18 protein-coding genes are annotated in these 24,952 nt (G+C 68.0%); 10 read left to right on the forward strand and 8 right to left on the reverse strand.

The genetic code is table 11. The annotated features are described in order from the left end of the window. Window positions 1–235: 235 nt before the first annotated feature. From V1227_RS06340 to V1227_RS06360, 5 genes are all read left to right on the forward strand, one after another. The gene (locus tag V1227_RS06340) at window positions 236–1,654 is read left to right on the forward strand and encodes a glycosyltransferase (RefSeq protein WP_329791533.1); all 1,419 of its coding nucleotides are present in this window, start codon (window positions 236–238) and stop codon (window positions 1,652–1,654) included. 28 nt (window positions 1,655–1,682) lie between these two features. Next, window positions 1,683–2,891: a sugar efflux transporter gene (locus V1227_RS06345; protein WP_329791534.1), complete on the forward strand. Its 1,209-nt coding sequence runs from the start codon at window positions 1,683–1,685 to the stop codon at window positions 2,889–2,891. Between the two features lie 480 nt (window positions 2,892–3,371). After that, on the forward strand, window positions 3,372–4,472 hold the full coding sequence (locus V1227_RS06350) for an NAD-dependent epimerase/dehydratase family protein (RefSeq protein ID WP_329791535.1): 1,101 nt from the start codon (window positions 3,372–3,374) through the stop codon (window positions 4,470–4,472). Further along, window positions 4,465–5,310 carry a sugar phosphate isomerase/epimerase family protein gene (locus tag V1227_RS06355; RefSeq protein ID WP_329791536.1) on the forward strand — a complete coding sequence of 282 codons (846 nt, stop codon included), beginning with the start codon at window positions 4,465–4,467 and terminating at the stop codon, window positions 5,308–5,310. The genes V1227_RS06350 and V1227_RS06355 overlap by 8 nt, the downstream gene beginning before the upstream one ends. 462 nt (window positions 5,311–5,772) lie before the next feature. Next, the gene (locus tag V1227_RS06360) at window positions 5,773–6,348 is read left to right on the forward strand and encodes a VOC family protein (protein WP_329791537.1); all 576 of its coding nucleotides are present in this window, start codon (window positions 5,773–5,775) and stop codon (window positions 6,346–6,348) included. 236 nt (window positions 6,349–6,584) lie between these two features. Here V1227_RS06360 and V1227_RS06365 read toward each other — a convergent pair whose 3' ends face one another. Continuing rightward, complete coding sequence (locus V1227_RS06365) at window positions 6,585–7,649, reverse strand: terpene synthase family protein (protein WP_329791538.1); 1,065 nt, start codon at window positions 7,647–7,649, stop codon at window positions 6,585–6,587. A 27-nt stretch (window positions 7,650–7,676) separates the two neighbouring features. Then, window positions 7,677–9,059: a cytochrome P450 gene (locus V1227_RS06370; RefSeq protein WP_329791539.1), complete on the reverse strand. Its 1,383-nt coding sequence runs from the start codon at window positions 9,057–9,059 to the stop codon at window positions 7,677–7,679. 400 nt (window positions 9,060–9,459) lie between these two features. Here V1227_RS06370 and V1227_RS06375 point away from each other — a divergent pair, with 400 nt between their 5' ends. Further along, complete coding sequence (locus V1227_RS06375) at window positions 9,460–9,972, forward strand: DUF2017 family protein (RefSeq protein WP_442916464.1); 513 nt, start codon at window positions 9,460–9,462, stop codon at window positions 9,970–9,972. Here V1227_RS06375 and V1227_RS40560 read toward each other — a convergent pair. From V1227_RS40560 to V1227_RS06395, 4 genes are all read right to left on the reverse strand, one after another. Further along, entirely contained in the window at window positions 9,929–10,408 is a 480-nt protein-coding gene (locus V1227_RS40560) for a nuclear transport factor 2 family protein (protein WP_442916465.1), read from the reverse strand. The genes V1227_RS06375 and V1227_RS40560 overlap by 44 nt on opposite strands. A gap of 183 nt (window positions 10,409–10,591) precedes the next feature. Beyond that, window positions 10,592–11,215 carry a hypothetical protein gene (locus tag V1227_RS06385; RefSeq protein ID WP_329791542.1) on the reverse strand — a complete coding sequence of 208 codons (624 nt, stop codon included), beginning with the start codon at window positions 11,213–11,215 and terminating at the stop codon, window positions 10,592–10,594. A gap of 286 nt (window positions 11,216–11,501) precedes the next feature. Then, complete coding sequence (locus V1227_RS06390; protein WP_329791543.1) at window positions 11,502–11,909, reverse strand: hypothetical protein; 408 nt, start codon at window positions 11,907–11,909, stop codon at window positions 11,502–11,504. Window positions 11,910–12,301: 392 nt separating this feature from the next. Next, the gene (locus V1227_RS06395; RefSeq protein WP_329791544.1) at window positions 12,302–13,633 is read right to left on the reverse strand and encodes a cytochrome P450; all 1,332 of its coding nucleotides are present in this window, start codon (window positions 13,631–13,633) and stop codon (window positions 12,302–12,304) included. Window positions 13,634–14,011: 378 nt separating this feature from the next. On the opposite strand from V1227_RS06395, the gene V1227_RS06400 reads away from it, so the two are divergent. After that, the gene (locus V1227_RS06400; RefSeq protein WP_329791545.1) at window positions 14,012–15,040 is read left to right on the forward strand and encodes a polyprenyl synthetase family protein; all 1,029 of its coding nucleotides are present in this window, start codon (window positions 14,012–14,014) and stop codon (window positions 15,038–15,040) included. Window positions 15,041–15,127: 87 nt separating this feature from the next. Here the strand turns inward: V1227_RS06400 and V1227_RS06405 are convergent, their stop codons facing one another. After that, entirely contained in the window at window positions 15,128–15,877 is a 750-nt protein-coding gene (locus V1227_RS06405) for a flavodoxin-dependent (E)-4-hydroxy-3-methylbut-2-enyl-diphosphate synthase (RefSeq protein ID WP_329791547.1), read from the reverse strand. A 411-nt stretch (window positions 15,878–16,288) separates the two neighbouring features. Between V1227_RS06405 and V1227_RS06410 the strand changes: the two genes are divergently transcribed. The 3 genes from V1227_RS06410 (at window position 16,289) to V1227_RS06420 (ending at window position 24,125) form a co-directional block, all read left to right on the forward strand. After that, entirely contained in the window at window positions 16,289–19,849 is a 3,561-nt protein-coding gene (locus V1227_RS06410) for a BTAD domain-containing putative transcriptional regulator (protein WP_329791548.1), read from the forward strand. Window positions 19,850–20,423: 574 nt separating this feature from the next. Continuing rightward, complete coding sequence (locus V1227_RS06415; RefSeq protein WP_329791549.1) at window positions 20,424–23,246, forward strand: ATP-binding protein; 2,823 nt, start codon at window positions 20,424–20,426, stop codon at window positions 23,244–23,246. Window positions 23,247–23,504: 258 nt separating this feature from the next. After that, on the forward strand, window positions 23,505–24,125 hold the full coding sequence (locus V1227_RS06420) for a helix-turn-helix transcriptional regulator (protein ID WP_329791550.1): 621 nt from the start codon (window positions 23,505–23,507) through the stop codon (window positions 24,123–24,125). A gap of 291 nt (window positions 24,126–24,416) precedes the next feature. Here V1227_RS06420 and V1227_RS06425 read toward each other — a convergent pair whose 3' ends face one another. After that, on the reverse strand, window positions 24,417–24,914 hold the full coding sequence (locus V1227_RS06425) for a sigma-70 family RNA polymerase sigma factor (protein ID WP_329791551.1): 498 nt from the start codon (window positions 24,912–24,914) through the stop codon (window positions 24,417–24,419). Window positions 24,915–24,952: the final 38 nt, after the last annotated feature.

The following is a 24,952-nucleotide window of genomic DNA, read 5'->3' on the forward strand; positions in this document are numbered from 1 at the left end:
GCTGACATCCGCACCGCTTCCGGCCGCGTGGTTCGGCCTGGAGATGCACTTCATCTGGACCGTTCGCGCACTTCCTGCGGTGAACCGGCATGTACTTGCGCTCACGAAAACTGGTGCTGTCCGCCGATTCCTTGACCAAAGTGGACGGCGTGGACCAGGTCGCGAGGCATTCGGCTGAAGAACGCGTACTGCACGTTCGGGTACACCGCATGGTTCCCGAGCACAGCGTAGGGCAATGCCGATGCCGCTCGGCCCTACTGTCCTTGTCATGTCTCAGGAAACGACGGAAATCACGCACATCCGGTCGGAGGAGCTGGCTGACCGGATGGCCAACGACTTCACACGAAACCATCCGAAGTTCGCGGCACGCCACGGGATCCTGCCCTGGCAGCGTTTCGCGGGCGTGCTCACCTTGAGCGTACTCGTGACGAGCCTCGTGTTCGCTGCACATGCGGTGGCGATCGTCCTGGCGGTCCTCGGCACCGCGCTGTTCGTGCTGAAGATTGCGCTGTCCCTTTGGGGCGCAGCCCGCAGCACGGTGCACGGGGCCGACCCGGAACTGCCCGACGACCAGTTGCCGTTCTACACGGTGCTCGTGCCCGCGTACCACGAGGCGTCCGTCATCGGTGACACGATCCGCTCCATCTGCGCGATGAACTACCCGCCCGACCGGCTCGAGGTGCTCGTCCTCGTCGAAACCGGTGACGCCGCGACGAAACAGGCGGTGCTGGACATCGAGCCGCCCTCCTTCGTCCGAGTGGTCGACGCCCCACCGGGAGTACCGCAGACCAAACCGCGAACGTGCAACCTCGGCTTGATGGTCGCCCGCGGCGACCTGCTGGTGATCTTCGACGCCGAAGATCGACCGGAGCCGGACCAGTTGCGCAAGGTGGCGGCGCGGTTCGCGAACTCCGACGACGGACTCGCCTGCGTGCAGGCACGCCTGAACTTCTACAACGCTCACCGCAACCTGTTGACCCGGCAGTTCGCGCTCGACTACGCCCTGCGGTTCGAGCTGCTCCTGCACGGCTTGGCCGCCTTGCGACTGCCGATTCCCCTGGGGGGCACGAGTAACCACTTCCGCGTCGACCTGCTGCGCGAGGTCGGCGGGTGGGACGCGTGGAACGTCACCGAGGACGCCGATCTGGGCATGCGCTGCTCGGCGCTCGGCTACCGGATCGAGATGACCGACTCGACGACGTGGGAAGAGGCAGTGGAGCGGCCGTGGCCCTGGATCCGGCAGCGCACCCGGTGGATGAAGGGTCATTACATGACCACGTTGGTGCACATGCGCGAGCCGCGTGATGCCTGGCAGCGATTCGGCACCCGCGGGATCGTGTTGCTGCTGGGCCTCGTGTTCGGGATCCCGGCGTCGTTCATGGCGCTCTCGGTCGTGGGTGCGCTGAGCCTGCTGGGTGTCGCTTTGCCGATGCCGCTGACCGTGACGACGCTTGCTGTCCTGGCGTTGTATGCAGGCGTGCAGCACTACGCGGGGAAGCGGCGTGGGCTGGTCAAGCTGGGGCCGGCCGCGTTGTTGCTGCCGATCTACTGGTTCCTCCTGGCCGTTGCCGCGTGGCGCGGCCTGTGGCAGCTGATCCGCTCGCCGTTCGGGTGGGAGAAGACGGAACACGGGACACCGGCTCCGCGGCATTGACCCGGCGAGGACCACGAGAGGACGGCACATGCTGACGCAGATCGCAGCGGAGCCCGCCGCTAGGAGCAAGCGCGCCGGCGGGCCGCTGATGCCGCTGGCGTCGATCGCCGCGCTCATCGGGATCGGCAGTGCCCTCGCGACCCCCTTCCTGTCGCTGTTCCTGATCTCCGAACTCGGTTCGGAACCGGTGGCGGTGGGCATGTTCTTGTTCACGACGCACGGAGCCATGCTGCTGGTGGGGACATGGGTGGGCCGTTGGTCGGACAGGCGCGCTGTGCGGCGGATCGTGCTTGTCATCGGTGGTCTGTCAGGCGCTGCCGGCTTCGCCTTGTTCGCGGTGCTCCGCGACTACTGGCTGCTGCTCGCGGTGGCGCTGACGTTCACCACGGTCGCCTCGACGCAGGTTCCACAGGTGTTCGCCTGTGCCGGCCAGATGCTGGGTGGTTCGGCACGGGCACCGCTGGTCATGAGCGCGTTGAGGACGCTGTTCTCGCTGACGTGGATCATCGGTGCGCCGCTGGGCGTACTGCTCATCGACGTCAGCGGGTTCACGGGGCTGTACGTCGTGACGGCGGTGGCGTGTGCGCTCAGCGCCGGGGTGAGTTTCCTGTGGTTGCCCAGGTTGCCGGTCATCCGCCCGGCCGAGGATCTTGCCCGGCCTGCCCCTCGCGCTCGAATCCTGTCCGTGATGACGGCGTTCGTTCTGCTCCACGCGGCGAACTCGCTGGACCTGCTGACGCTGCCCTTGTTCGTAACCGTGGAACTGGGGGAGACGACCAGGACCGCCGGGCTGATGCTCAGCCTCTGCGCGGCGCTGGAGATCCCGTTGATGCTCGGCCTCGGTGCGCTGGCGATGCGTGTCGGCCCTGGTCTCCTGATCCGCCTGGGCGTCGTGTCGGGCATCGCGTACTACGGCGTGGCGCTGTGCGCGGGATCCGTCTGGCAGTTCGCCGCGGCCCAGCTCATGAACGCCGTGATGATCTCTGCTGTGGGTGGCGTCGGCATCTCCTACTTCCAGGACCTGGTGCCGGATCGGCCGGGATACGCGGCGACCTTGTACACCAACGCGGTGAAGGTGAGCAGCATGCTGTCCGGGCCGTTGCTGGGGCTTGCACAACACTTCGGTTACCGCACCTCTTACGCGGTCTGCCTGACCATGGCGGTGAGCGGGCTGGTTCTCCTCTTCCGCGCGGGACGACGACCGCTTCTTGCCGGCGATTGCTCTGTCGTTCGGTGACGACCTGACCGCCGGCGGTTGAAGCGACATCTCGTGTGACGGGGGACGGACCCGTCCCACCGCACGATCGGCCCCGGCCTGTACGTACCCCATCGGGTTCCGCCTCTTCGACGCCTGTTCGCGTCCACGCTCCTCCGGTTGGGCGTTTCACGCCGGGACCAATGCGCGGAGGCGCATGCGGTCGTTTGGATGGTTTCGCTCTTGTCGACCCGCTCGTACCGTGAGCAGAGACCGGCGAGCCGGGACCCGATTCCGGGGTTCACCGGCCATCCTGCATGTTGGAACGTGACGTTGCCACTGCCTAATGCCGCGATTTAGCTTTCTCCCCGTCAAGCGGAAGAATTTGCTCACATAACCGCTACGTCGGGTTCGCTGGCAACTCCACTGCCATCCGAAAACTGCTAAATCGTGTTCGCGTGCGCTGGGGACGATTCACTGCGGTACCCAGCATCGTTTGAGGCGGAACCGCTGGAGGAATGAGTGAACGTCGTTGTGGTAACCGGTTCGGCGGGGCTGGTCGGCAGTGAGGCCGTCGACCTGTTCTCGCGGCATTTCGACCTGGTCATCGGTATGGACAACGGAATGAGGCAGAGGCTCTTCGGCGCCGACGCCGCGGTGACGGGCAACCTCGCCGAGGTCGAGCGACTCGCCAATTACCGCCATCACGTCGTGGACATCCGCGACCATGCGGCAGTCGCCGCAGTGCTGAGCGAGTACGGCTCGGACGTGAAGCTCGTCGTGCACACCGCTGGCCAGCCCAGTCACGAATGGGCGACCGACTACACCCTGACCGATTTCGCGATCAACGCGCAGGGCACGCTGAACGTGCTGGAGGCGGTGCGGCAGTACTGCTCCGACGCGGTTGTCGTCATCACCTCCACCAACAAGGTCTACGGATCGGCCCCCAACGACCTTCCGCTGGTCGAGACCGGCACGAGGTGGGAGGTCGATCCCGGGCACCCCTACCGGGAGCACGGCATCGACGAGTCGATGAACGTGGACCAGACCGACCACACCTTCTTCGGGGTGTCGAAGCTCGCCGCGGACATCGCGGCGCAGGAGTACGGCCGGCGGCTCGGGATGAAGGTCGGGATCTTCCGCTGCAGCTGCCTCACCGGGCCTCGGCACGCGGGCGTCGCGCTGCACGGCTTCCTGTCGCACCTGACGCGGTCGGCCGTGCGGGGAACCCCTTACACGATCATCGGTCATCACGGGAAACAGGTCCGGGACAACCTGGACGCGCGCGACCTGGCCGAAATGTTCCTGCACTTCTACCGCAACCCCCGGCCCGGCGAGGTTTACCACGCAGGAGGCGGGAGAGAACGCAGCTGCTCGGTGCTGGAGGCGATCAGCCGCATCGAGCAGATGACCGGCCGCGAGCTGGCTGTGAAGTACGAGCCGCAGCACCGGTTCGCCGACGCGAAGTGGTGGATCACCGACACCCGGAAGTTCCGGCAGCACTACCCCGAATGGGAACCGAAGTACAGCCTCGACGAAACGCTCGCGTCGATGCAGCAGCGCTGGACGCTCGCGGAAAACGAGGACGCTGCGCTCGCAGAAAGGACGTCAACCAATGTCTGAATACCGCGCCACGCTCAACATGGAGTACATCAAGGACGCCGCACAGGGATTCCAGTGGGGTGTGCACAAGGCCGCCGAACTGGGTTACCGGTACGTCGAGCCGATGGTGCACACCGGTTGGGACCTGCTCAGCGAGGTCGACTTCTTCCACTCCTTCTCGATGGAGGAGGACCCGTTGCTGATGAAGGAGATCTGCGACCGCGCGGGCGTCAAGGTGTCCAGCATCAGCGGGCACAGCCCGTTGATGAAGCCGGAGGCGGCGGTGCCGCGCCTCACCCGCGCGATCGTGTTCGCGGACGCGTGCGGCGCGAAGTTCGTGAACACCGATGACATGATCAAGCCGGAGTGGATGGACGACGACTTCGCCTGGCAGATGATGCGGTACACGTTGACGAAGGCCAGTTTCGTGGCTGAGCGGCACGAGGTGAACGTCTGCATCGAGCCGCACGGCACGTTCAGCTGCACCTCGAAGGGTCTGCTGGCCATCGCGGACCTGGTGCCGTCGCCGTGGATCAACATCAACTTCGACACCGGCAACTTCTACCTGGCCGGCCTGGAGGACCTCTACGAGGGCTTGGACCGGGTCAAGGACCGTGTCATCCACATCCACGCCAAGGACATCAGCAAGCAGCACAGTGACGCCGAGCGCGGGCTCGTGACGGGCACGCCGGTGGGCTGCGCGCTGGGCGAGGGCATGGTCGACTGGGAGCGGATCTTCGAGATCCTCGACCCGCTGGACCGGGAGATCTTCCTCAGCGTCGAGTGCGGCAAGGTGGACGAGGCCGAGCGCAGCATCGCGTTCTTGCGGGAGGTGCTCGGCGACAAGCTCGTCGAGTGACCCCGCGCGCCGTGGTCCTCGCCGCGGATCGTTCGGTGGCTGTGCCGTCCTGGCGGTTGCCGCCCGCCGTTGTCCGATCTGCCGGGAGGACTGCTTCGGCCGGTGCGTCCCGTCCTGCCACGACCACGCCGAACTGGTGCCACCGGTTCGGCGTGGTCGTGGTCGCGGTTCCGTGCGGCGTCAAGCGCGGAGTGTTCTGCGTGGACACTGGGTCTCACGTAGAAGGCCGGAGTGCGCAGACGCCGTGAGAAGGAGCGGCTCGACGTTCCGGTGCTGCGGCGACCACCGGACAAGGCCGTTCTGGCGGTTCGGACCACGTGCTGTCCGTGCCTTCGTGGCCGTGGCTGAGAAGACCGGTCTCGTGACACTCCTGTCGGCGACCGGCGAAGCGGTCCGAGATCAGACGGATCGCACGCGTGACCGGATGCCGCCCCTCTGATCCATGATGGTTGCTCTACCAACATGACACCGCATGCGGTCAGTTCAGTTTTTTCGTTGTTTGCCCGGACATCTTCGGCCCTTCTGACGCAGTGCGTCAGCGGATGCGCCGTGAACTTGGAGATCAAGATGGCGATGATGAGCGGCGTGGACCACGTCGCGATCCGCGTGTCCGACATGGAGCGTTCGGTGGCCTTCTACCGCGACCTCCTCGGTTGGGAGGTCGTCATGGACCTGCGCCTCGACGGTTCAGGCATGGAGGTCGCACTCCAAACTCCTGGCGTGCAGGTGCACAACGTGATGCTGCGCAAGGATGCCCTCGGCATGATCGAACTCGTTCAGGTCCACTCGCCTGACGTCGCGCCCTACGACGGGAAGCGTCGGCCGTTGGACGTGGGCGGCATCTTCACCCTGTCGCTGAACGTCGAAGACATCGACGCCTGTTACGAGGAGCTGAGGGCCAAGGGCGTGGAGTTCCACTCAGCGCCGGCCACGATCGAGGTGCCGGGCCTCGGCACGACCAAGATCGTCTTCTTCAGCGACCCCGACGGTGTCGCGATCGAACTGGTGCAGGCCGAGGGAACTTCGCTGAACAAGTGATCAGCCACCACTGAGGTCACCGCGGTGCGACACCCGGACGATCGATCACCCGGCCGACCTGGCACGCCTCGTCCAGACGGTCGGGGATCGCGAACCGGGCTCGGTGGGGATCACCGAGCCCGGACGGGAAGAGGAGTTCCGGTGCGGTCTGGGGCACCGGCTGCCCGTGTCCACTCGATGTGGTGGGGGAGTGTGCGGAACCACCGCTCGAGCACGGCGGACACCACCGGATCGAGTCACCCCGCGGGCCGGTCGGGCAGCACGTCCTCGGTGAAAGTGGGTGGCTTGCCTTGCGGGACCTCTTCCATCTTCACCAAGCGGCTGTCTTCTGCCAGGTAGGACAGCGGCACGTGCACCGACCACGCGTACCATCCGTCGAGAACGCGGGCGATCTCTTTTCGTGCTGCCTCGTCGCATCCCACGCTCAGTGCGGTCTCCTCGACGCGGAGTCTGAGGTCCGGCAGTGTTCCGAAAAGCCGGCGGATGTCCTCGGTCACCGTGCTGATGGCGTGCCCGCGGTCGCACCCGTCGACGTGCTGGCGGACCAGGACGTAGTTGTTCGGATCGGCGTTGGCGGCATCGCGCTCGACTCCGAAGAGGTCGTTGGTCCACGTCGTGAAGTCGTTGAGAGCGGCGACGTAGTCACGGCCGGCCACGCTGTACCGGACAGCGTTGGGAACCTCGCCGCGCCCGCACGCTTCGATGAGGTCGAAGCAGATCTCGACGGTGCTGGCCTCGCGGCGGATGGCGAGGAACTCCTCGACCGAGGGGACCGTGCCTTCCAGGCGGTGCCTGTTCTCATCGCGCTGCGCCGCGAAGACCATTTCGGCGTGCGTGGTGAACCGGTTCCACCACTTGTCCGACACGACTGGCCGCGTACGCCGGCACAGGTCGGCCACTGCGGCGGGCAGGCCTGTGCCGTTCGGAACCGGCCCCCCGCCGCGGCGGAGCAGGATGTCACCAAGCCTGTCCTGGAGCGTGGCGAACGCCTGGGATCGGCCGGTGAACACGGCGATGTCCTGCTGGTCGTCGAGGAAGAACAAGACCGCGAACCACTGCGAGAACAGCGCGAGGTCCTCCTGCGCAGCCTGTGGGCAGCCGCGTGCGAAAAGCGCTGTGTACGCCAAGTCGTCGAACGCGCGGAATTGATCCGTCCCGCGGATCAGCCCGAACTCGGAAGCCCAGCCCTTGGTGCTCTCGTGAGCCGACGCAGCGAACGGGTTCTGCCACGCCGGAATCTGCGACGATGTGATTCCGAAGCTCCGCATCGCACTGTCACGAAAATCTTCGACGCAGGTCACGCCGATCGTCCTCTCGTCAGGTGGGTCCTACTCCGCTGTGTGTGCTCGTGGCTCCTGGTTCAGCACTCGAGACCTCGGCACGAGCAGGATGTCGCTGGGCCTCGTGGTGGCCCGCACGACCTCCCTCACGGTGTTGTGCGGTGCCGGCTGGAGGCGCCACCTGCTCATGATCGTGGCCAGGGCCACCAGGAGTTCGGTCTGGACGAACTGGTCTCCAAGACACTTGTGCGCGCCGGCGCCGAACGGCATGTAGGCATTTCGGGGGATGCTCCCGGCGCGCTCAGCCGCCCACCGGTCCGGGTCGAAGGCGTACGGCCGCGGGTAAAGAGCCGGGTCTCGGTGCATGGTGGTGGGACTGATTACGAACTCGGTGCCCGCCGGGAAGTCGTGGCCGCCCAGGGTGGCGTCGGTGGTGCATCGCCTCGTCAACAGCCAGGCGGGGTTGTTCCTGCGCAACGCCTCGGTCGTCACCTGGCGGCAGAAGGTCAGCTCGCGCAGGTCCGGCGCGGTGACGGGTCGTTGACCGATCCGTTCGTCCAGCTCCGCGTGGATCCTCCGCTGGACCTCGGGGTGCCTGGCGACGTGGTAGAACATCCAAGCCAGCACGGAAGCGATCGTCTCGGTGCCGGCGATCATGACACTCATGAGCTCGTCGTGGACCTGCTGGTCGGTCATCGACTCGTTCGTCGACGCGTCCCGAGCCGCGATCAACATGGACAGCAGGTCGTCACCCTCACCCGCGCCATCCCGGTAAGAGGTGATGACCAGGTCGATCGTGTCGTGCAGCCGGTGGTTGGCGCGGTCGAAGTCCCGGTTGAACTTGAGCGGCAGGCGCTCCACGAGGTCGGTGGGGGACAGCGTCCGGACAGCGATGCCGGCCATGAGCACCGGCAGCGTCTCGCGCACCACGCCGGCGGCGTCAGCGGCGACCTCGGAGGTGAACATCGCTTTGGTGACGATGGTGTAGGCGGTGTCGAGCATCAGGCCGTTCACGGACACCGGACGGCCGTCCTCCCACGGCGTGATCAGCGCTTCGATCTGACCCCGCATGAGGTCGACGTATCCGGCCACCCGTTGCCGGTGGAAGGCAGGCTGCATCAGGCGGCGTTGACGGAGGTGGAAGTCCCCCTTCGAGTTGCCGACTCCGTTCCCGGTCATCACCGCGAGCTTCTCGAAGAAGCGGCCCTTGTCGAAGTGGCGAGCATCCGTCAGGTAGAGCTGCTGGATCAGATCCGGGTCGTTCACCACGTACACGGGCTTGGTGCCCAGCCGGATCAGCACGATGTCGCCTTGGTGGCGAAGCGACTGGACGAACCCCAGCGGGTCGCGGAGAAGACGAGGGAGATGGCCGACGACGGGCATACCACCACGGGCGGTCACCAATGAGGGCCTGTGCAGGGGAACCGCCATGGTGATGTCCTTCCGATCATGACTTCGGCTGGCCGGACGGTTGTCGGGATTCGCCGCGGAGAACCACCTCGGGATCGCGGCAGTCGATCGGTTTCCAATGAAGTGCAACCACGGTGCTCAGGTGCTGGGCGCCGATGCGGCACGACGCCGACCGGCACGCAGGCAACCCGGCTGTCGCCTTTCACCGCATGTACACCGGACGCACCTCCAGCTCTTGCGAATCCACCCTGCAGAACGCTCGTATGCAGATGAGCGCCGCAGATCTCACCGTGGCGGAGTGCCGGGACCGATGCGCACAGGAGGGCGAGATCAAGGAACTAAGGGCATCGCCGCCGAGCGGAAGGGGCACACTTCCGCTCGGAGCTGCGCGACTGCGGGCACTGTCGTCTCTACTGAGCTGATGGTTTGTTGGGACCGCTGTGACGGCAGGCTGATCGGTTTGTTCGCCGAGTACGAGGTCACGGTCCTGCGCAGTTATGCCGAAGGCTTGCTGGCCCTGCTCGAGCATCGGGCTCGCTCGTACTCACCGGTCGCGGTTCTCGAACAACAGGATGCCTTGCTTCCCGTCGCCGTCACCACCGATCCACGACTGCTCGCGATCCTGCGAGACCAGGTGGGTGAGGAGCCCGGCTGCGTGCTGGCCCTGGTGGAGAACGAATGCTTCGGATCCGTCGGTGATTCACTTCGAAGTTTTCTGACGACATTGCCCCTCGCCGGCGGCCGGGTCGAACTCGCAAGCCGTGTGGACGCACAGGAGTGGGTCAGGGCCGTCCGGATCTACATCACGTCGATCATCACTGTGACTGATCACGAAGGAAACTCCTGTGGTCAGATGGCAAAGCCGACACTCGACTGGCTGGAGGATGTCGTCAAGTGCTTGGTCGCCGTCCTGGACGATCTGCCAGCCCGATGAACAGGCGATACATGGTGGGATGAGACCTCCCGGGTTTCACCCGGTGACGGTTTTCCTCCTGTGATCGCAGGAAAGTCGTCGGTGTGCACACCCGTGGTCCGCAGGAAAGCAGCGTGGCGGCGTCCCAGTAGTCCCAGCAGTGGCTGATCAAACCGTGGGGTACAAGGCACATGACGCTCATGTCCAGGACGCGGAGGAACTCTCGGTAATCAGCCCACCGGGTTGTCCTGGCGAGCGCATCGACTGCAAGCGTGCCCGATATGGTCCACCGCACGGCAGCGGACCGTCCACCGGTGACGACGTCGCTCACTTGGAGACGGAAGTCCGGCGCGGCTCGGAGCCACAGTTCCGCATGGTTCGCGACACCGGAGCAGGATCGCACCACCACGCCGACGAGGGCATCCTCGTCGACGGCATCCTCGGTGAAATGCGGCAAAGCCTTGGCGTCACGCGCGTTGAACGCTGCAGCTCAGGCGTCAACCGCGTCGACGTCAGTGCGGAGGTGGGCGTGTGTTGCGCGCAACTGAGCTGATTCGTGCGCGCGTGGACCGCTCATTTCCGATGATCGACGAGTCCGGCGCGTCCGCGGACCGGTCAGATCAGTGGGAGCAGGTGAGGGTCACCGGCCGTGGGTGGCACCGAGCACTTCACGCGTCCACACCGAGGCTCGGCGCAGGAAGAAGTCCAGGTCGCCGTGCAGCAGCGCGGTGAAAGGTCCTGGAGATCCCAGCTCTGCGAGGCACGCCCGCGCCCGGTGGCGCATCACCACGAGATCGCGGTGGTAGGCCGACACGGCAGCGGGGGAGCACGAGAGGTCGCGCAGCGTCAGCCGCGCGCTGACGTCGTGTTGCGCTTCGTGGCTCAGCCGAACCAGGTGTTGCCTGCGGTACGTGCTCGCGGTCGCCAGTGCGTGGGCGATCAGCAAAGGGGGTGTGCGGTGCGCAGGGGCCGGGGTGCACGCGGCGGCTTGGTCGGCGAGTACGCCGTACCGCTCGCCGAAACGGCGCCAGTCACCTGCGCTGGCACCGTTGCTCGTCCGCGCGGCCATCGCGGCCTCTCGCGCGTACGCGGTTTCCCGCCTCGATGCTCCGCCGGCGAGCACATCGCGAGGTGTCCGGGCGATCGTACGGGCCTTGGTGCCCGCGGGGTGCACGAGATCGCGCGCCCAGGCCTCACGCGTCGGGGTGCGCGGGCCTTGTGAGTCGAGGTAGCGCATCGGCAGCCGCGCGGGGTCGCGCCTCATCGTCTCCACTCCTGTCCACCACAGACAGGACAGAACGGAAACAGGGAGCGCCTCGAGGGGGCCGGCACCCGCTGCTCCCGCGACCACCACGGCGAACAACCGTGAGCTGACCACTGGCGGACGGCCTTGCGCCAGCAAACCGCGGCCTACGGCGCGGACTTCCTGCGGGGTCGCGACAAGGAGTCCGACTTCGACGTCACGCAGCGCCGCCCGCAGTGCGGCCGCGTATCGGCCGAGCACGGGATGGTTCCGGTGGTCCGCCGTGGGCATCGTCGTGGCGGGGCGGTCAGGCGGCCTGGCGGTGGTCTTGCCGCTGCCGCGTGCGCATCGGAGGCGGTGTGGCGGCGTCGATCGCGGCGAGCACCGTGCTCGCGGAGAGCAGCCATCGGCGGCGTGGGTCGGGCGGGCAGAACCACGCCGTGCCCCGCGTCGCCCGCGCATTCGGCAGCGGAAGTTCCACTGTGGAGGGAACGGTCAAGAAGCGCACGTCTCCCGGCATCTGGAACTGACCCAGCACGACCTCGTCGGTTTCCGCGAGGAACACCGCTCTCGGCCCCCGTGCACCGACCAGTAGGGCGGGGGTGCTGAAACCGTTGTGCTCCATCCTGTCTCGCACCTGGACCGCACGGTCCGCGGGGACGTCGAACGCGACCAGACCGCGTCCCAGTGGCAACACCACGGCGTTTCCGGTCACACAGGCAGGCCATGCCATGTGGTCGCGGTACCACGCGGCGGCGCTGTCGGCTGCATAGGGCGACATTCGCGTCATCGTCACAACTCCTCGTCTCTTGCACGCATGGCAGCATCGCCATGGCGAGTGGAGGAATCTCTGGCGCGCAGAACTATCCGCTCGGGCGAGGCTGTGGGGGAGAACGGGCAGTTCGTCCGATGTCGCGAACCCGGCGTCGCGCCGCCCCGTCGTGCAGCGGGCGTTGCGGAGGCGGGTGTTGGGTTCGTGAAACGGCTTTGAGCGTCTTGCGCGATGTCGGCGGAGTCGAGTTCGGGGGCAGGCAGCAGAGCTCTCGTCCGTCGCGACCCGTGAAGCCGACGGTGCCACCGTGGTGAGCTCAGCGACGTGGATCGCGCTCAGCGCGGCGTGGGGATCATGGTCAGCGGTTCGGGGCGCAACGTGCCGCTGGTGACGAGCCGAACCTTGGAGTCCGCGGGCAGTTCGAGACGCCACCTGCGCAGCACGGCCGCCAGTGTGATCGTCATCTCCGCCCACGCGAACGACTCGCCGATGCAACCGCGTGGTCCCGTGGAGAACGGCACGAAGGCGCTCTTGAGGTGATCGCCGTCGAGCCAGCGGTCCGGGTCGATCCGGCCGGGGTCCGGGTAGAAGCGTTCGTCGTGGTGCAGCGAGTACGGGCTGAAGATCAGCGTTGTACCGCGCGGGATGTGGTGCGATCCCCAGCGCAGGTCGTCGTTGGCCTGCCGCATGAGGAACCAGAGGCTGTAGCGGCGCAGCACCTCGTTGAGGAATCGCCGCGTACAGGTCAGGCGGGGCAGGTCGGCGAAGGACGGCTCCCGTCCCGCCAGCACCTCGTCCACCTCGTCGAGCACCTGCCGCTCGACCGCCGGGTTGCGCGCGAGCTCGTAGAAGGCCCCGGCGAGCGCCGCCGAGGTGGTCTCGACGCCTGCCACGAACAGCGTGGTGATCTCGTCGTGGACCTGCGCGTCGGTCATGGTCGTACCGGTGTCCTCGTCACGTGCTGACAGCAGGATGCCGAGCAGGTCGTCGTGGTGCTCGGGATCGGCGCGGTACCGCGCGATCAGCTCGTCGACGATGGCGTGGAACTCCCTGATCCGCGCGGTGGTCCTGCGTGCTCCGGGAAGTGGCAGGCGTTCCCACACGCCCATCGGCAGCATCGCCCGGACGCTCATCGTCCTGATCACCGTGTTGCTGAGCGAAGCGAGCCTGCGGGAGGCCTCCTTCGTCAGGTGCCGGGAAGAGCAGAGCGAGCGCGCGATCACCACGCCCGCGAGCTGGGCGACCTCGTCGTCGACGGCGACACGTTCTCCCGGCCGCCACGAGGCGGCGAGCGCGGCCGCCTCCTCGGTCATCACGCCGGCGTAGGAAGAGATGCAGGTGCGGCGGAACGCGGGTTGCATCATCCTCCGGTGGGTGGCGTGCACCGGGCCGTCCGCCGTGACCAAGCCGTTGCCGATGAGATTGCGCACGCGGTCGTAGACCCAGCCCTTGCCGACCCTGCGGGCGTCGGTGACGAGCATCTGCCGGAGCAGGTCCGCGCTGTGCACGTAGTAGGCGGTGCGGCGCCCGAGCCGGAGACGTACGAGGTCGCCCTGGCCCGCGAGGCCGCGCATGAACCGCTGTTTGCGCAGCGCCATCGCCAGGCTGTGCCCGATGAGGGGCATCCTCCCTCGCGCGGTGGGGACCCGGTCGTCATCGCGGCTCATGATGTCTCCTGCTGTTCGGCGCGGCACTCGACGCTAGTGGCGGTGCGGGTCGGCCGCGCCGGGATTTCCCTCACCGGCCAACGTCTTTGCCCGTCCGCGCAGACCTGCACACGGGAAGAACACGACCAGGCACTTCGTCTGGAGCCGATCGTCCGGCGGGCCCTTCACCGCTTCGATGTCGCGAGTCCACCCTGGACATGGGCTGGCGAGTCGATCACGACTCGGGCTCTGGTCGTGTCGGAGCTCCGGCATGGTCCTTCCCGGTGAACTCGAGCCGGACCGTCCCAAGCGCCGGAATCTCGGCTGGAGCCGTTCCGGCCGGTCTCCTTACCTTCACCGGGAAGTTCCGGCACGCTCGACAGCAAAGGCAGGCGAGTGGTGAAACGCAGCGAAACGGCGGTCGGATCGGCCGAAGAGCTTCTTCGGCGGTGCGGGGACGAGGTTTCCGGTCCCCTGCGCGCGGCCGTTGACCGGCTGCCGGGCGAGCTGCGCCTCGGCGCCGGTTTCCACCTGGGGTGGTGGGATGCGGAGGGCACGCCCGTGTCGGCCCCGCAGGGCAAGCGGGTGCGCCCCGCGTTCGTGCTGTCCGCCGCCCGCGCGGTGAGCGGCCGTGCGAACGACGAGGCACTGCGCGCCGCGGTCGCGGTCGAGCTGGTGCACAACTTCTCGCTGGTGCACGACGATGTGATGGACGCGGACGAGCTGCGCCGCGGCCGGACCGCGGTGTGGGCGCGCTTCGGGGTGCCGTACGCGATCCTGCTCGGCGACGCGATGCTCGCGCTGGCCGGCCAAGTTCTGGCCGGCGTCGGCGATGACACGCGGCCATGCCACCTGCTCAACGAGGTCGTGATCGCCCTGTGCACGGGGCAGCACCAGGACATGGCGTTCGAGAAGTCGTCCGCGGTGTCCGTCGGCGACTACCTCGAGATGGTCGCAGGCAAGACCGCTGCCCTGGTGGCGTGCGCGTGCGCGCTGGGTGCGCTCGCCGGTGGCGCCGGACCGGGCGAGGTCGAGGTGCTGCGCCGCTTCGGTCACCACGTCGGTCTCGTGTTCCAGCTCGTCGACGACGTGCTGGGCATCTGGGGTGATCCGGCGGTGACGGGCAAGCCGGCCGGTGCGGATCTGCGCCGCTACAAGAAGTCCATGCCTGTGCTCGCCGCGATCGGCTCCGGGTCGGAGGCTGGACGGCTGCTTGGTGACATGTACCGGACGCGGTCCATCGCCGACGCCGCCGCGACCGAGCGCGCCACCCGTCTGCTCGAGCGGGCAGGCGGTCGCGACTGGACCGAGGCCCAGGCGATCAGGAACCACCGCCTCGCGCTCGCGTGCCTGGACGAGCTGGGGCCGGGATGGTCCGCCGGCGAACTGCGCGCATTGGCCGATCTGGTGGTGAGCAGGAACAAATAGCCTGGTGCGGCCGGTCCTCGACGCGCCGTCCGGCGGCGAGGCGCACGGCGCCCGGCTTTCTCAGGAAGCCGTCGAGGACGTTGCGATTCATCGGAACCGCTGTGCGGTGCGCACCACTTCTCTGCCCAGCTGCGCCTGCAGGACCGCGTCTCCCGCGGACGGCAGCCAGACACCGTCACTCACGCCCTCCGCGAGCAGTACGTAGGTCAACGCGGAGGCGCTCATCACGGGGCTGCTGCCGGGGAGGCCGGGGAGCAGCACGGGCAGCAGCGGGTAGTCGGAAGCGACAGCGAGCATGCGTGCGGCGCGCCCGACCGTGAGGGGGTCGGTGCAGGTCACGGCGAGCTGGGTATTGGTGAAGCGATTTTTCTCGAGCATCGCGCAGACGCGCAGATAGGCCTCAGCGAGCAGCAACGGCCGTCGTTCATCACGGGGGAGCGGCGGCACCAGCGCCAGTTCCAGTGACAGGCCGGCGTCGTGGGCGATCCTGGTGAGTGCGGGAGCCCGCAGGCTGAAAGCCTCTTCGTCCCGCACGACCAGCCGCACGCCGGCACAGCCCAGCAGTCGAGCTCGTGCTACGGCGGTCACCGTGCTTGCGACCTCCGCGACGATCGGGACGCCCGTGTCGCGGATCACCGCCGCGGCGAGTGCGGCACCGGTTGTCAGGCTCCAGCCCCGCACCAGCAAGGTCTGACAGCCGGCTGCCACGGCGGCTGCGGCCTCGGCGGGCAGAGCGCGGGAGATGGCGGTCGCGGCGCGTACGACGACCGGATGGCGCCCCCCGACGGAGACCGTCCCGGTCCTGGTGTCGCGGGTGTGCCGCCGCCAGGACGTCATGGCCGCTGTGTCGGCTCCGTTCACCGGGCGCGGAACCACAAAGACCGGCGGAGCCGATGGCGGTCGATTTCCTGGCACAATTCCGCACCCTCACAGGCTGACGGGGAGTCTGCATCGAAACTGTGCAGAAGCTCACTCATGTCGTGCTCTCGTAACGCTCACCTGCCCGGGAAAGATCGAGACAAGGTACAAGTGTGCGCCTCGACGGCTTACCAGGATCGGGAATCGTCCGAACGGGTGATCAAAGTGATCGTCTTTGGGTTCGCGCAGATCCATTGCTAGCTTTGGCAAGCTCGCCGAAGCGGCGGCCGTACCGGCTCGAAGGGATGAGTGAAGCGAACCTGTTCACCCAGGTAAGCAGGCTCACCCCTGTGTAGTAGAGGTGAAATGTACCTGCGTTTGCTTGGACAGTTGCAATTGATTGGCGACGACGGCCGGCCGCGCGTCGTCAGCGCGCCGAAACGCAGGGCAGTGCTCGCCGTGCTCGGCTTTCACCTGAACACCGCCGTTTCTTTCGACCAGCTGGTGCGGGCCGTGTGGGAAGACCACCCGCCTGCCAACGCCAAGACGTCCTTGCAAACACACATCTGGGCACTCCGCAAGTTGCTGGACCCGTCTCTCTCCCTGCAGACGCGCGAACCCGGCTACGTGCTCACCGGGCCTGCGGACGCCACCGACCACGCCCGCTTCCTCGACCTCGTCCGGCGTTCGCGCGGAATGGACGACGAGGAGGCCGTGCTCACGTTGGGTGCCGCGCTCGAGCTGTGGCGCGGTGAGCCGTTGAGCGACGTCGGACGGACCGAGCCACTCGACGCGTTGGGACAGGAGCTCGAGGACACTCGGTTGGGCGTGGTTGAGGATCTGGCGCATCGGCTGTTGAGGCTGCGGCGACCGACCGAAGCGCTGTCGCTGCTCACCGCGGACGCAGCCCGTCACCCCTTCCGCGAGTCCCTCGTTCGATTGCTGATGATCGCCTACAGCCACAGCGGTCAGCAGGCCCGTGCCATAACCACCTACCACAAGGTGCGCGAACAGCTTTCCACGGAACTGGGCGTGGACCCCAGCCCGTTGCTGCGTGCTGCGTTCGAGTCGATCCTGCGAGGGGAGGACGCACCGGGCGCGGCCGTGGCCCACGTCGAACCCAGCCCGGTCACCGTCGCGAGGCTCGAATCCGGCCACCTCGTCGGCAGGCAGGAAGAGCTCGGCGTCCTCACCTCGTTCCTGCGTGAGCTGCAGGCGGGCAGGGGCGGCGTCGTGTCGATGTGCGGCGAGGCGGGCGTCGGGAAGTCCGCGCTGATCGCGGAACTGCTCGGCGCCGCGCGGGACAGCGGCGTGCGGGTGTGCGCGGGCGTTGCCGAACGAGCGGAGCGGGACCTGCCGCTCATGGCCGCAACGGCCGCGCTCGGGTTCAACCACGTCTCCGACGAGCCTGACGTGGTCGAGCTCATGCGCATGCTGCGTGGGCAGTCCACCACGACCGCCCGGTTCACATCGCACCGCGAGGTCGAGGTCGCGGTGACCAGGATGATCATCGCGGTGGTCGAGAAGTGGTGTGTGCGGTCGCCGGTGCTGGTGGTGGTGGAGGACCTCCAGTGGGCTGACTCCTCGAGTTTGCTGCTGCTGCACCTGCTCGGGCGGGCGGCCTGCCTGATGCCGCTCGGCGTCGTCGTGACGGCGCGCACGGGCGTATTGCCCGATCACGTCCAGGAATTGCTGCAGGGTATGGCCAACAGGCCGGGAGCGATCAGGCTGGATATCGCACCGCTGAGCGAGGAGGCGATCGTCGGCCTGGCCGAGCGCAAGTTCGGCGCTCTTCCCGGCGAGCGTCTGCGCAAGCTCCTCGCAGGAGCCGCGGGCAACCCGCTGTACGCGCTGGAGCTCTTGCGCGGCCTCAAACCTTCGCAGAAGGTCAGATCCGGTGACGGTGTGGTGGATCTCGTCGGACCGGCCGAGTACAGCCTGCCGCCCTCACTGCTCTCGGTGGTCGACCAGCACCTGAGGCTGCTGAGCGCGCAGGCGCGCGGTGTGCTCGAGGTGGCCGCGGTGCTCGGCTGCGGATGCGCACTGGCGGAGCTGTCCGCGATGTCCGCGTTGCCGGAGCCCGTGTTCGCCGCTTCGATCACCGAGGCCGTGGTCGCGGGCGTGCTGTCGGAGACGTCGGCCGGTCACGTCGGATTTCGGCACGACGTGCTGCGCCAAGCCGTGCTCGAGAGCAAGCCGGCACCGCTGGTGGGGGCGGTGCAGCACCGTGCCGCCCACCTGTTGAGGGAGCTGGGCAGACCGGTCGAACGCATCACGGCGCACCTCGCCGCCAGTCCGCTGCTCGACCGGGAATGCGCGCAGTGGCTCTCGCGCGCCGCGCGAGAGGTGATCACCAGGGCTCCCAGCACCGCGATCGACCTGTTCGGAAGAGCGCGTGAGGTGGCGGGGCTCGATCAGGACCTGCGACGGCAGCTCACCCGGGAGTACGCGTCCGCGCTGTTGTGGTCGGGCAGGCTGGAAGAGGCGGCTGCGACGGCGCGCGCCCTGATGGCGGAAGAATCGGATCCGCAGCAGCGCGCCGAGCTGCGCTATCTGCTCGCGCGCACGTCGTTGTACAGCGGGCACCCGCAGGAGACGCTGCGCCAGGCCGAGGCGGCGCTGGCCGAGCGGGTTCCCGACAAAGGGGCGAAGCGCAGTCTCCAATGCATGCAGGCGGTCGCGCTGAACTCGTTGCTGCTCATCGACCACGCCCGTTCGCTCGCGGAGTCGGTGCTGGCGGACGCGGTGGAGGATTCGGACGCGGGCACCGTTGTGCAGCTCATGCACCTGCTGGGGGCGATCGAGCTCGTGGCGGGAGACCGCGAGCGCGCGATCACTCACTTCAGGGCGGGCATCGCCGCGCTCGCCGACACCCAGACGGAGCCGTTCACGGCGGTAACCCTGTACGTGACCAAAGCCGCCGCTGAACTCGACCTCGATCGGCCGGACGACGCGCGGTCCACGCTGGTCGCCGGTCTGAGCGCGGCCGAGGTCGGCACGGGTGCGGCACCCGCCTGGTACCACACGGTCGCCGCGCAGCACCGCTTCCGCGTCGGGCAGTGGGACGACGCGCTGACCGACGTGGCGGTGGCAGTCGACGTGGTGCAGTACGACGACGAGTTCAACGTGACGCGATCGGCCAAGGGACTCGAAGTCATCGTGCTCGCCCGCCGCGGTTCGCTGGCCGAGGCACGCGCCCGCCACGAGGTGATCGAGCCCGCCGCGCCGGGTCGCGTCAACATGTTCGGCTACTGGGTCGAGTGGGCAGGGGCCGTCCTGCTGGACGCGGATGGCCAGCCCGGCGAGGCAGTGGAGCGTCTCGTCAGCCTCGTCTGCACGGGCGAGATGCCCAAGCCTCACCTGAGCGTGGTCATACCCGATCTGGTGCGCCTCGCGCTCGCGTCGGGGAAGCGGGAAGTTCTTTCGGCTGTGGCTCGCGAAACGGCTGACTGGGAGCGCCGGACACCGGCACCGGGCCTCACGGCAGCGCTCGCCCTGCTGGCCGCCATCCCGTCCGGAGATCCTGCGGGGTGCGAGCGCGCGGCGGAACTGTACCGGCAGGCGGGCAATGTGCTCGCAGCCGCGCTGTGCGACGAGATTGCCGCAGGCCTGTTCTCGGCAGGTGGGCGGGATGATGCCGCCACGACGGCGGTGGGCCGAGCATTGGCCGGCTACGCGGTCCTGGGAGCCAAGTGGGATGAGCAGCGCGCGCGCACTGCCGTGGATGTGGTGCCGCGGGTGCCCGAAGAGCCGGCACAGCAGGTGCCGCTCGAGCTGACCGAGTCGGAGTGGCAAGTCGCGCGGTGCGCCGCGTGGGGCATGACGAACTCCGAGATCGGCGCTCGCCTCGGCATGGCGTCACCCGTGGTGGAGCGGCACCTGGAATCGGTGATGCGCAAGGGCGGCGTCAGCTCACGGTTCGACATCGCCGAGCGGCTGCTCGCCGGATGAGCACCGTGCGTGTTGTTTCCTCCGGTGAGCAGGTCACGCGGAAACCGCCCTGAGCGGATGCGCAGGGGCGGTGGTGAGATGACGTATGTGGCGTGTGAGCACGGTCGAGTGAGCGGATCATGGTGCACACCGCCGACCTTCGCGGCCAAATCGACTTGTCCGGTGGTGATGCGCGGTCAACGAGTTCGTGCCGCATACGCACCCGGAGCGGCACGTTTGCTGTTGACGAGTGGAACACCACTGTGAACAGTCAATGGAGAGGTCTTTGACAGTCGGTTCTCCGGGTTGCCCGGTCTTTCCGCAGGGTAGGGGTGAAATGTGCCCGCAGCAACGGCTGGCCGCTGAGGTGGCAAAGCCGTACGACACCAACGCCGGCCATTGTGGGGCGGAGTCGACGTCGACGCGGTGGGTGGTGGAGCCGTCGCGTTACCCGGTCCGGCAAGAGCTCGTCACGGCAGTCGCACCGTTGTGACGAGGCCATGTCCGGGGGCGGGCTCCAGGTCGGGTTGCGCCGGAAGAGTTCAGGCGCTAAATGGTGGTCGGCTGAGGTACGGCGAGACGTAGGTTGGTGGCCATGTTTCCGGGCACATCGCAGAATGTTTGGGTTGGACGCGAGGAGGAACTGGCCGTACTCGAAAGCGCCGTCCAGCGGATCGGCGCCGGCACCGGAACTGCGGTGTGGATCGAAGGCGAAGCGGGAATCGGCAAGTCCGCGCTTGCGGTCAAAGGGATCGAGTTCGCCCGCAACGCGGGGTACGAGGTGCTGACCGGGATCGCGGATCCGATGGCGCAACGGTCGCCGTTGCACGTCGTGGTGGATCTGCTGCGGATCTCCTCGCGTTCGGCGGACCCGCGGCGCACCGAGATCGCGAAGCTGCTGCGGGAGCGGCGCCTGGGTTTGCTCGAGCCGACCAACGTGGCGTGGGCGGAGATCGAGCTCCTCGTCGGGCTCGTCGACGACATGTGCACGGAAGGTCCCATCGTGCTCGTGGTCGACGACGTGCAGCATTTCGACGAGGCGTCATTACTCCTGTGGCACCGGCTGGTCTCGGCGGTGGACCAGTTGCCGCTGCTGTTGCTCACGACGTGCCGCCCGACGCCACCTCGGCAAGAAGTTCATGACCTGCGCGCGGCCATCGCCCGGCGCGGGCACTTCGTGCTGGAGCTGGCACCGCTGTCCGACGCGGAGTCGGAGCGGCTGCTGGCCGGCCTGCTGGCCGAGGTCCCCGATTCGACGCGCGATCGGCTGGCGTCGCTGGCCATGGGCAACCCGCTCTACTTGCGGGAACTGGCCAACGCCACGGGACTTGAGAGCGGAGGCGCAGACGACCGGCTGCCCGCGTCTTTCAGCGAGGCGCTGACCCGCAGGCTCGGTGTGGTGCCCGACGCGGCGACGGAGGTCCTGCGGATGGCCGCGCTGCTCGGCGGCAGGTTCTCGGTGACCGAGCTCGCGGTGCTGATGCGCCGGTCCGCGTCCGAGCTGGCCGGAGCGCTCCAGGACGCGGTCGCGGCCGGAATCGTGATGGACGTGGAGGGCGAGCTGACCTTCAGGCAACCCTTGTTGCGCCAGGTGTTGTACCAATCGATCCCGGGCGCTCTGCGGTCCGCGCTGCACCGGGAGGCGGCACAGGCACTGGCGATCTCCGCGGGCCAGCCGTTGCGGGTCGCCGAACAGCTCGCGGCATCCGATCAGATCGGTGACGGCTGGGCGCGCCAGTGGCTCGCGGTGCACGCCGCCCCGCTGGCCGCGCAAGCCCCCGACCTCGCCATCGACCTGCTGCGCCGCGAGGTGGACCAGGTGCAGGTCGATGACGACCAGACCGGGGTGCTCCTGGTGGTGCTCGCGTGGGTGTTGCTGGGGGTGGGCCGTTACCGTGAGGCGGCGGCGTGCGCACGACGTGGTCTTGCGGTGGTGAGCACCACCGGACATCGCTCCGAGATGGAGTTCGTCCTGGTGCGAGCCCTGTTCAGCCTCGGGGAGCACAGGGAGGGCATCGACGCGGTGCGGCGGTCGCTGTCCCGGCCAGACCTGCCCGTGGTGTGGCGTGCGCGGTTGCTCGGCTGCCTCGCGATGGTGCAGCGCGGCGGGGAAGGCGATATCGCCGCCGCGGACACGACGGCTCAGTTGGCGCTCAACATGGCGGAGAGCGTGCACGACTCGTTCGCCGCCGCTTACGCACTCATCGTGCTGTGGATGAACAGGTCCGTACGCCGTGACCACGGTGCGGCACTCGCGTTGCTGGACCGCGCCCTCGACCTGCTGCGGACAGGACCCGATCACACCGACCTGAGGGCGATGGCCGAGGACGGCCGGATCTTCACCCTGCAGAACCTGGGCCGCTGGGAGGAGGCGGCCGCGGCGCTGCACCGCAAAACCGGCGGCGTCGTCCAGCCCGGCATCACCACGGCGGTGCTGCGGTACTGGTTGGGTGAGTGGGACGACGCGCTGGCCGAGCTGGACCTGGACGACGCCTCAGCGGCCGGGTTCTCCTACTCGGGACTGCGGGAACCGGGGCCGCTCCTGCTGTGGCACGGTGTCGCCGCGCTCGTGGCGGCGCGCCGTGACGAGCGCGAGCTCTCCAGGAAACACCTGGAGGCGGGGCTCGCGGTGTCCGGCCCGACGGTGGCGGACCGTGAGAACCTCGACTTCCTGGTGGTGGCGCGCGCCGTCGTGCTGGAGCAGGACGGCGACCGGGCGCGGGCCAGAGCGGTGCTGGGGGAGATCCTGCTGCACCGCGGTTCATCGGAGATGACCCTCACCCACCAGTGGCTGCCCGATCTCGTGCGCCTCGCGCTCGACGACGGCGATGAGCAGACCGCGCGCGCCGCCGTGAACGCGTGCAGCGTCGAGGCATCCGCCGAGGCGGAACCCGGTCGCGCGGCGACGGCGCTGCTGCGTTGCCAGGGACTTCTGACCCGGGACGTGAACGCGCTCGCGGCGGCGGTCAGCTGGTACCGCGAGACGGGACCGGCCGTGGACCTGGCGGCGGCGCTGGAGGACCTGGCCGTGGTGCTGGCCGATCGCGGTGAAGCGGCGGCGGCGCGGGACGCGTTCAACGAGGCGGTGGACCTCTACACCGGATTCGGAGCGAACTGGGACGTTCGACGGGCGGAGCGGCGGTTGCGCGCGTACGGCGTGCGCCGAGGTGTCCGGGGCAAGCGCGAGCCTCGCGTCCTGTCCGGCTGGCAGGCGCTCACGTCGACCGAGCTGCGCATCGCATCGATGGTCGCGGACGGTCAGTCCACCCCGAGCATCGCCGCGAACCTGTACCTGTCGCCGCGCACGGTGCAGACCCACATCTCGCACGTGCTGGGCAAGCTCGGTGTCCGCAGCCGGGTCGAGATCGCGCGTGAGGTTTTCCGGCAGCGCGCGGGCGGCGCCCCTGTGCCGAGCTGACGTCCGGTCCGTCCGGTTCACTCGATCAGGTCCGCAGGGTCATACCGCAGGTAGGTCCGCAGGGGAGGCCTGTGAACCTCGCGCTCCGACCGGCCCCGGCCTCGCCCAAGGCTCTTGACCAGCGGCGAACGTTTCCCGGCGTGCCGCAAGTCATCTGCTGTTGTCGGCGTTTTCATTGTGCGTCAACAGACCGATGTCTACGCGATCCCGTCCCGGCAACCTTTGGGTCCGGCAGACCTGGCAGCTTCGGGAGAGACAGTGGAAACAGTTCGCGTCGCCGTGTACTCGCCAGACCCCTTGACGGTCGCGGGCCTTTCCGGCGCGCTGTCCGGCGAGACCGGCGTCGAGGTGATGGAGGGTCTTCCCCCGACCGGCGTGGATGTGCGTGTCGTCGCGACCTACCACCTCACGCCCGAGGTCCTGGCACTGCTGCGCCGAACGGCGGTGACCCGCGTTCCGGTGGTGCTGGTGGTCAACGAGCTCACCGAGCCGCAGTTGCTCGCCGCCGTCGAGTGCCGCGTCGTGGCTGTGCTCTCCCGGCAGTCCGTGACCGCTGAACGCCTCGTGCACAGCGTCCGCACCGCCTCCGTTGGCGGCGGCGTTCTGCCGCCTCCGCTGCTGGGTGAACTGCTCAAGCACCTCGAACGCCTGCAGCGGGAGGTGCTGGGCCCCCAGGGGCTCAATGCGGCCAGGCTGGACCCGCGGGAGATCGACGTTCTGCGCTTGATGGCCGAGGGGATGGACACGGCGGAGATCGCCGGCGAGCTGGCCTACTCCGAGCGCACTGTGAAGAACGTGATCTCCGGTCTCACCCAGCGGCTCGAGCTGCGCAACCGTTCGCACGCTGTCGCCTATGCGATGAGAAACGGCATGATCTGATCTGCTCATCCGATGTGCTGAGGCGGTGGCCGGAGCCGGTCGCCGCCTTCTCGTGCGTCCATCGTGAGGATTGCCCGATGTGCCACCGGTGCGCGGGAACCGCCACCCAAGTCCGGCATCCGTCCTGTGCGGACAGAACTGCCAAGGGACCGGAGATCGTCCCGCGCGGCCTGAGGGTGTCGTCCGCATCGCTGTGACCTGCTATGTCGACTTACACCGGGGTTCCGGACGTTCGGCTGTGAGCGCTCCCGCACCTCGGCCGCAAATGTGCGGCCGTGCGGGGCATGAGGTTCAGGCGGCTTCCAGCACGGGCATCGTCTCGCGCAACGTGCGGAGGGCGTTGTGCACACGGCTTTTCACGGTGCCGACGGGGACACGCAGCACCTCGGCGGCGCTCTTGGCGGTGCGGTCGGCGAAGTAGACCTCGACCACGGTTTCCCGATGCGGCCGTGGCAACGACTCGAGCACGGTGCCGACCATGAGCCGGTTCAGGACGTCGTCACTGCGCTCCGGCACCGAGGTCGGGTCGACGACGGGCATCTCCACCTCGGTCAGCCGGGCGCGCGGGCTGCGGACGTGGTCGACCACGATGTTGTGCGCCACCCGCATCAGCCAGGACCGCACGGAACCGCAGTCTTCGGTGAGCCGCTCGACGTTGCGCCACGCGCGGATCCACGTCTCCTGCACTACGTCCTCCGCACGGTGCCGGTCCCCTCGCGTCAGTCGCGTGGTGTAGGCGAGCAGAGCGGCACCGTGGTCTCGGACGATGTGGTCGATGGTGGCGGACATCTCGGCTCCTTCGTCGCGGTTTTCCTGTTGCGACGACT

It is taken from the genome of Lentzea sp. DG1S-22 (genome assembly GCF_036321065.1).
GTDB lineage: Bacteria > Actinomycetota > Actinomycetes > Mycobacteriales > Pseudonocardiaceae > Lentzea > Lentzea jiangxiensis.